At 65.7% G+C, this 5,669-nt stretch carries 6 protein-coding genes; all 6 read left to right on the top strand.

Features of this window, described 5'->3' with window-relative positions; genetic code table 11:
• Positions 1–148: 148 nt before the first annotated feature.
• The 6 genes from lepA to recO are packed head-to-tail and all read left to right on the top strand — an operon-like array spanning position 149 to position 5,513.
• Positions 149–1,942, top strand: coding sequence for a translation elongation factor 4 (gene lepA / locus ABGA94_RS07680; protein WP_005418237.1), 1,794 nt, complete (start codon positions 149–151; stop codon positions 1,940–1,942).
• 54 nt (positions 1,943–1,996) lie between these two features.
• Complete coding sequence (lepB, locus tag ABGA94_RS07675) at positions 1,997–2,791, top strand: signal peptidase I (RefSeq protein WP_005418234.1); 795 nt, start codon at positions 1,997–1,999, stop codon at positions 2,789–2,791.
• 37 nt (positions 2,792–2,828) lie between these two features.
• Complete coding sequence (locus ABGA94_RS07670; RefSeq protein WP_014038086.1) at positions 2,829–3,212, top strand: DUF4845 domain-containing protein; 384 nt, start codon at positions 2,829–2,831, stop codon at positions 3,210–3,212.
• Positions 3,202–3,882 carry a ribonuclease III gene (rnc, locus tag ABGA94_RS07665; RefSeq protein ID WP_005418230.1) on the top strand — a complete coding sequence of 227 codons (681 nt, stop codon included), beginning with the start codon at positions 3,202–3,204 and terminating at the stop codon, positions 3,880–3,882. The genes ABGA94_RS07670 and rnc overlap by 11 nt, the downstream gene beginning before the upstream one ends.
• Entirely contained in the window at positions 3,879–4,775 is an 897-nt protein-coding gene (era, locus tag ABGA94_RS07660) for a GTPase Era (RefSeq protein WP_005410599.1), read from the top strand. The genes rnc and era overlap by 4 nt, the downstream gene beginning before the upstream one ends.
• Positions 4,776–4,793: 18 nt before the next feature.
• A complete protein-coding gene (gene recO / locus ABGA94_RS07655; protein ID WP_049447075.1) occupies positions 4,794–5,513 on the top strand; it encodes a DNA repair protein RecO in 720 nt (239 codons plus the stop codon).
• Positions 5,514–5,669: the final 156 nt, after the last annotated feature.

Raw genomic sequence — 5,669 nt, 5'->3', positions numbered from 1 at the left:
CGGCCCCCTACGCCCCGCCCCGGCGGGGCTTCGTCCGTTCTGGCCCCGGTCCGATGAGGCAGTTTTCGCGGCCGGGCGCCGGGCATGCGATAATCGACCGTTACCCTGACGACGCCGCGCGCCGCCGCCACCTATGTCTTCTGATTCGATGCGGAACATCCGCAACTTCTCCATCATCGCCCATGTCGACCACGGCAAGTCCACGCTGGCCGACCGCATCATCCAGCTCTGTGGTGGCCTGCAGGCCCGCGAGATGGAAGCGCAGGTGCTCGACTCCAATCCCATCGAGCGCGAGCGTGGCATCACGATCAAGGCGCAATCGGTGTCACTGCCGTACCTGGCCAAGGACGGGCAGACCTATCACCTGAACTTCATCGACACCCCCGGCCACGTCGACTTCTCGTATGAAGTCAGCCGCTCGCTGGCCGCCTGCGAAGGCGCGCTGCTGGTGGTCGATGCGGCGCAGGGCGTGGAAGCGCAGTCGGTGGCCAACTGCTATACCGCAGTGGAGCAGGGCCTGGAAGTGGTGCCGGTGATCAACAAGATCGACCTGCCCACCGCCGACATCGAGCGCGCCAAGGCCGAGATCGAGGCCGTGATCGGCATCGACGCCTCCGACGCCGTGCCGGTCAGTGCCAAGACCGGCCTCAACGTGCAGGACGTGCTGGAGGCGATCGTCCATCGCATCCCGCCGCCGGTGCCGCGCGACACCGACAAGCTGCAGGCGCTGATCATCGACTCGTGGTTCGACAACTACCTGGGCGTGGTCTCGCTGGTGCGCGTGATGCAGGGCGAGATCAAGGCCGGTGACAAGCTGCAGGTGATGTCGACCGGCCGCAACCACCAGGTCGACAACGTCGGCGTGTTCACTCCCAAGCGCAAGGTGCTGCCGGCGCTGCGTGCCGGTGAAGTGGGCTGGGTCACCGCCAGCATCAAGGACGTGCATGGTGCGCCGGTCGGCGACACCCTCACCCTGGCCGGCGATCCGGCGCCGAAGCCGCTGCCGGGCTTCCAGGAAATGCAGCCGCGCGTGTTCGCCGGCCTGTTCCCGGTCGATGCCGAAGACTACCCGGACCTGCGCGAAGCGCTGGACAAGCTGCGCCTGAACGATGCCGCGCTGCGTTTCGAGCCGGAAAGCTCCGAAGCGATGGGCTTCGGCTTCCGCTGCGGCTTCCTGGGCATGCTGCACATGGAGATCGTGCAGGAGCGCCTGGAACGCGAATACAACCTGGACCTGATCAGCACCGCGCCGACGGTGGTGTATGAGGTCCTGAAGACCGACGGCTCGGTCATCAACATGGACAACCCGGCCAAGCTGCCGCCGGTGAACCAGGTCGAGGAGATCCGCGAGCCGATCATCCGCGCCAATGTGCTCACTCCCGAGGAATACATCGGCAACATCATCAAGCTGTGCGAAGAAAAGCGCGGCAGCCAGATCGGCATCAACTACCTGGGCAGCCAGGTGCAGATCAGCTACGAGCTGCCGATGGCCGAGGTGGTACTGGACTTCTTCGACAAGCTGAAGTCGGTCAGCCGTGGCTATGCCTCGCTGGATTACCACTTCGTGCGCTTCGACGCGGGCCCGTTCGTGCGCGTTGACGTGCTGATCAACGGTGACAAGGTCGACGCACTGTCGCTGATCGTGCACCGCAGCCACGCCGACCGCCGCGGCCGCGAGCTGTGCGAGAAGATGAAGGACCTGATCCCCCGCCAGATGTTCGACGTGGCCATCCAGGCTGCCGTCGGCTCGCAGATCATCGCCCGCACCACGGTCAAGGCGATGCGCAAGAACGTGCTGGCCAAGTGCTATGGTGGCGACGTCTCGCGCAAGAAGAAGCTTCTGGAAAAGCAGAAGGAAGGCAAGAAGCGCATGAAGCAGGTCGGCCGCGTGGAGATCCCGCAGGAAGCGTTCCTGGCCGTGCTGCAGATGGACAACAAGTAAGCCCGCACCGGCCTCGCGGGGCCGGTCGTCTGGTGACGTTGCAAAGGACCCTGAATGAAACTGTTTGAGATCCTCCTGGTCGTGCTGACCCTGGCCTCGGGCCTGATCCTGCTCGCCGACAAGCTGTACCTCGCCAAGCGCCGCGCCCAGCGCGCGGGCCTGCTCGACACCGAGCCGGTGCTGGTGGACTACTCGCGTGCATTCTTCCCGGTGCTGGCGATCGTGCTGATCGTGCGCAGTTTCATCGCCGAGCCGTACAAGATCCCGTCCAGCTCGATGATGCCGAACCTGCTGATCGGCGATTTCATCCTGGTCAACAAGTTTTCCTACGGCCTGCGCCTGCCGATCAGCAACACCAAGATCGTCCCCTTCGGCGAGCCGTCGCGCGGCGACGTGGTGGTGTTCCACTTCCCCGGCCACAGCGACAACGATCCGGCCAAGGGCGAGAACTTCATCAAGCGCGTGATCGGCGTGCCGGGTGACACCGTGGTCTTCGAAGGCGACGGCGTGATCCTCAATGGCGAACCGCTGAAGTACGACAACAAGGGCATCTATGCCGGGCACAAGGGCCAGGGCGAGGGCGCCAATCTGCTGGTCGAGCACCTGCCGGGCCGTACCCATACCGTGCTGGAGACCGACTATCCGCGTGGCCAGGGCCAGTGGACCGTACCGGCCGGCAAGTACCTGGTGATGGGCGACAATCGTGACAATAGCGACGATGGCCGCTTCTGGGGCCTGCTGCCGGAAGAAAACCTGCGCGGCAAGGCCTTCCTGATCTGGCTGAACTGCCAGGGCTGGTTCTGCAAGGATGGCTTCGAGCCGTCGCGGATCGGCTCGAGCATCAACTGAGTACCTTCACATCCAACGCGTATCTGGGGAGAACGCAATGAAGACGATGAACACGCAGCGTGGCATGACCCTGACCTCGTTCCTGGCGGTCCTGATCGTGGTGGGTTTCTTCCTTTACATCGGCATGAAGCTGTTCCCGATGTACCAGGAGTATTACGCGGTGCGCTCGGCGATGAAGAGCCTGGCCAAGGAGCCGGGCGTGGGCAGCATGGAGCCGGCCCGGATCCAGGATCTGTTCTTCAAGCGCCTGTACATCAATTACTCGGAAAACGTGAAGCCGGCCAACGTGAAGTTCGACCGTCGCGACAATGGCTGGACCCTCAAGGTCAACTACGAAGTGCGCCGTCCGCTGGTCGGCAACCTGGACGTGGTTGGCAAATTCGATTCATCCCAGGACCTGACCCGAAGCGGTGCCGAATAAACCTTTCCAACGTGGTGACCTGATCGGTCATCCCTTCCGCGACCCGGCGCTGCTGAAGCAGGCGCTGACGCATCGCAGTGCCGGGGCGCCACACAACGAGCGCCTGGAGTTCCTGGGCGACAGCATCGTCAACATGATGGCGGCCGAGGCGTTGTACCGACGCTGGCCCAAGGCCGACGAGGGCGCGATGACCCGTGCCCGCGCCGAGCTGGTGCGTGAGGGCGCGCTGGCGGTGATTGGACGTAGCCTGGAGCTGGGCGAGCGGCTGATCCTGGGCCCGGGCGAAATGAAGTCCGGTGGCCACCGTCGTGATTCGATCCTGGCCGACGCGGTGGAAGCCGTGGTGGCTGCGATCTACCTGGATGCCGGTTTCGAGGCCTGCCGGGCGGTGGTACTGCCCTGGTTCAGCGCTTCGATCGAGGCACTGCCGGCCTCCGGCCGGCCCGAGAAGGACCCCAAGACCCGCCTGCAGGAATGGCTGCAGGCCCGACAGAAGGCGTTGCCGCAGTATGAACTGGTGTCAGAATCCGGTGACGACCACGCCAAGCACTTCCGGGTACGCTGCAACGTAGCCGACCCGGCCGCCAGCACCGAGGGCGAAGGCGCCTCGCGGCGGCTTGCCGAACAACAGGCGGCTGCGGCCGTCCTAGAACAACTGGATTCCAAGTGAGCGAACAAACTCCCCATCATTGCGGCAGCGTGGCCGTCATCGGCCGCCCGAACGTGGGCAAGTCGACCCTGACCAATGCTCTCGTCGGCGCCAAGGTCAGCATCGTCTCCAACCGTCCGCAGACCACGCGCCATCGCCTGCTGGGCATCGCCACCTATCCGGAAGGCCAGCTGGTGCTGGTCGACACCCCCGGCCTGCACAAGGTGCAGAAGCGGGCGATGAACCGGGTGATGAACCGCGCCGCGCGTGGCTCGCTGGAAGGCGTCGATGCCGGCCTGCTGGTGATCGAAGCCGGTCGCTGGGATGAAGAGGACAGCCTGGCGTTCAACGTGCTGCGCGACGCCGGCATCCCGGTGGTGCTGGTGGTCAACAAGATCGATCGCCTGAAGGAAAAGGGCGCGTTGCTGCCGTTCCTGCAGCAGGTGACCGAGGGTCGCGACTTCGCCGCCGTGCATCCGATCTCCGCGCAGAAGCGCAATGGCCTGGAAGCGCTGGTGCGCGACGTGCTGAAGCTGCTGCCGGAAGCCCCGCCGATGTTCGGCGAGGATGAGATCACCGACCGCAGCCAGCGTTTCCTGGCCGGTGAACTGGTGCGTGAGCAGCTGATGCGCCAGCTCGGCGAGGAACTGCCCTACGCCACCACTGTCGAGATCGAGCGCTTCACCGAGGACGGCAACCTGCTGCGCATCGGTGCGGTGATCTGGGTCGAGCGTGAAGGCCAGAAGGCCATCGTGATCGGCAAGGGCGGCGCCCGCCTGAAGGAGATCGGCGCCAAGTCCCGCCTGCAGATGGAGCGTCTGTTCGGGGCCAAGGTGTTCCTGGAAACCTGGGTGCGCGTGCGTGAAGGCTGGTCCGACGACGAGGCCGCGCTGAAGGCCTTCGGTTACGAGTAAGGCGTTGTAGTCGCTTCGATGATGATCGAGGACGACACCGGCTTCGTGCTGCACGCACGGGCCTACCGCGAGACCAGCCTGCTGGTCGAAGTGTTGAGCGCGCAGCATGGCCGTATCGGCCTCCTTGCGCGTGGCGTGTCCACTGCCAAGGGCCAGGTGCTGCGCGCCGCCCTGCAGCCGTTGCAGTGGATCCGCTTCAGTGCCCAGCAGCGGGGTGAGTTGGCCCAGCTGCGTGGCGCCGAGGCGCTGGATGCCGCGCCACGCCTGGTCGGGCAGGCCATGCTGGCCGGTTTCTACCTGAGCGAACTGACCCTGCGCCTGGCCCCGCGCCAGGACCCGCTGCCGGAGCTGTACCTCGCCTACGGCGAGGCGCGTGCGCGGCTGGCGGTGGGCGCTGGCCTGGCCTGGACCCTGCGCCGTTTCGAACGCGAGCTGCTGTCTGCGCTGGGCCTGGGTTTCGAGCTGGACAGCGCCAGCGATGGCCAGCCGATCGATCCGGCGGCGCGCTACGAACTGGACCCGCAGGAGGGTGCGCAGCGCCTGCTGAGCGAGCGCGGCGGGGAGCGCCGGGCAGCCGCCACCGGGTCGGCGCTGTTGGCGCTGGCGGCCGACGAAGAGCCGGATGCCGCCGATCTGGCCAGCCTGCGCCTGCCGATGCGGCGGGTGCTGGCCCATCACCTGGGGCCGCGCGGCCTGAAGTCCTGGGAAATGCTCGAGCAGCTGGCGCCCCGCAGGTAGGGGGTGTTGAGCAGGGCTTGCAGCCCTGCACCTGCCTAATCAACGTCAACGTCAAAAGCAAAAGCTGGTTATCCGTGGGTTGGCGGGGTGGGTCCGGTTGCGGGAGACGCCGTAAACCCGTCCTTGGGGGCTTGGCCGCGGCATCCATGCCCAGGC

Source organism: Stenotrophomonas sp. 3diitr2024, from assembly GCF_042136455.1.
Classification (GTDB): domain Bacteria; phylum Pseudomonadota; class Gammaproteobacteria; order Xanthomonadales; family Xanthomonadaceae; genus Stenotrophomonas; species Stenotrophomonas sepilia.
This window is presented reverse-complemented; position numbering and strand designations above follow the sequence as displayed.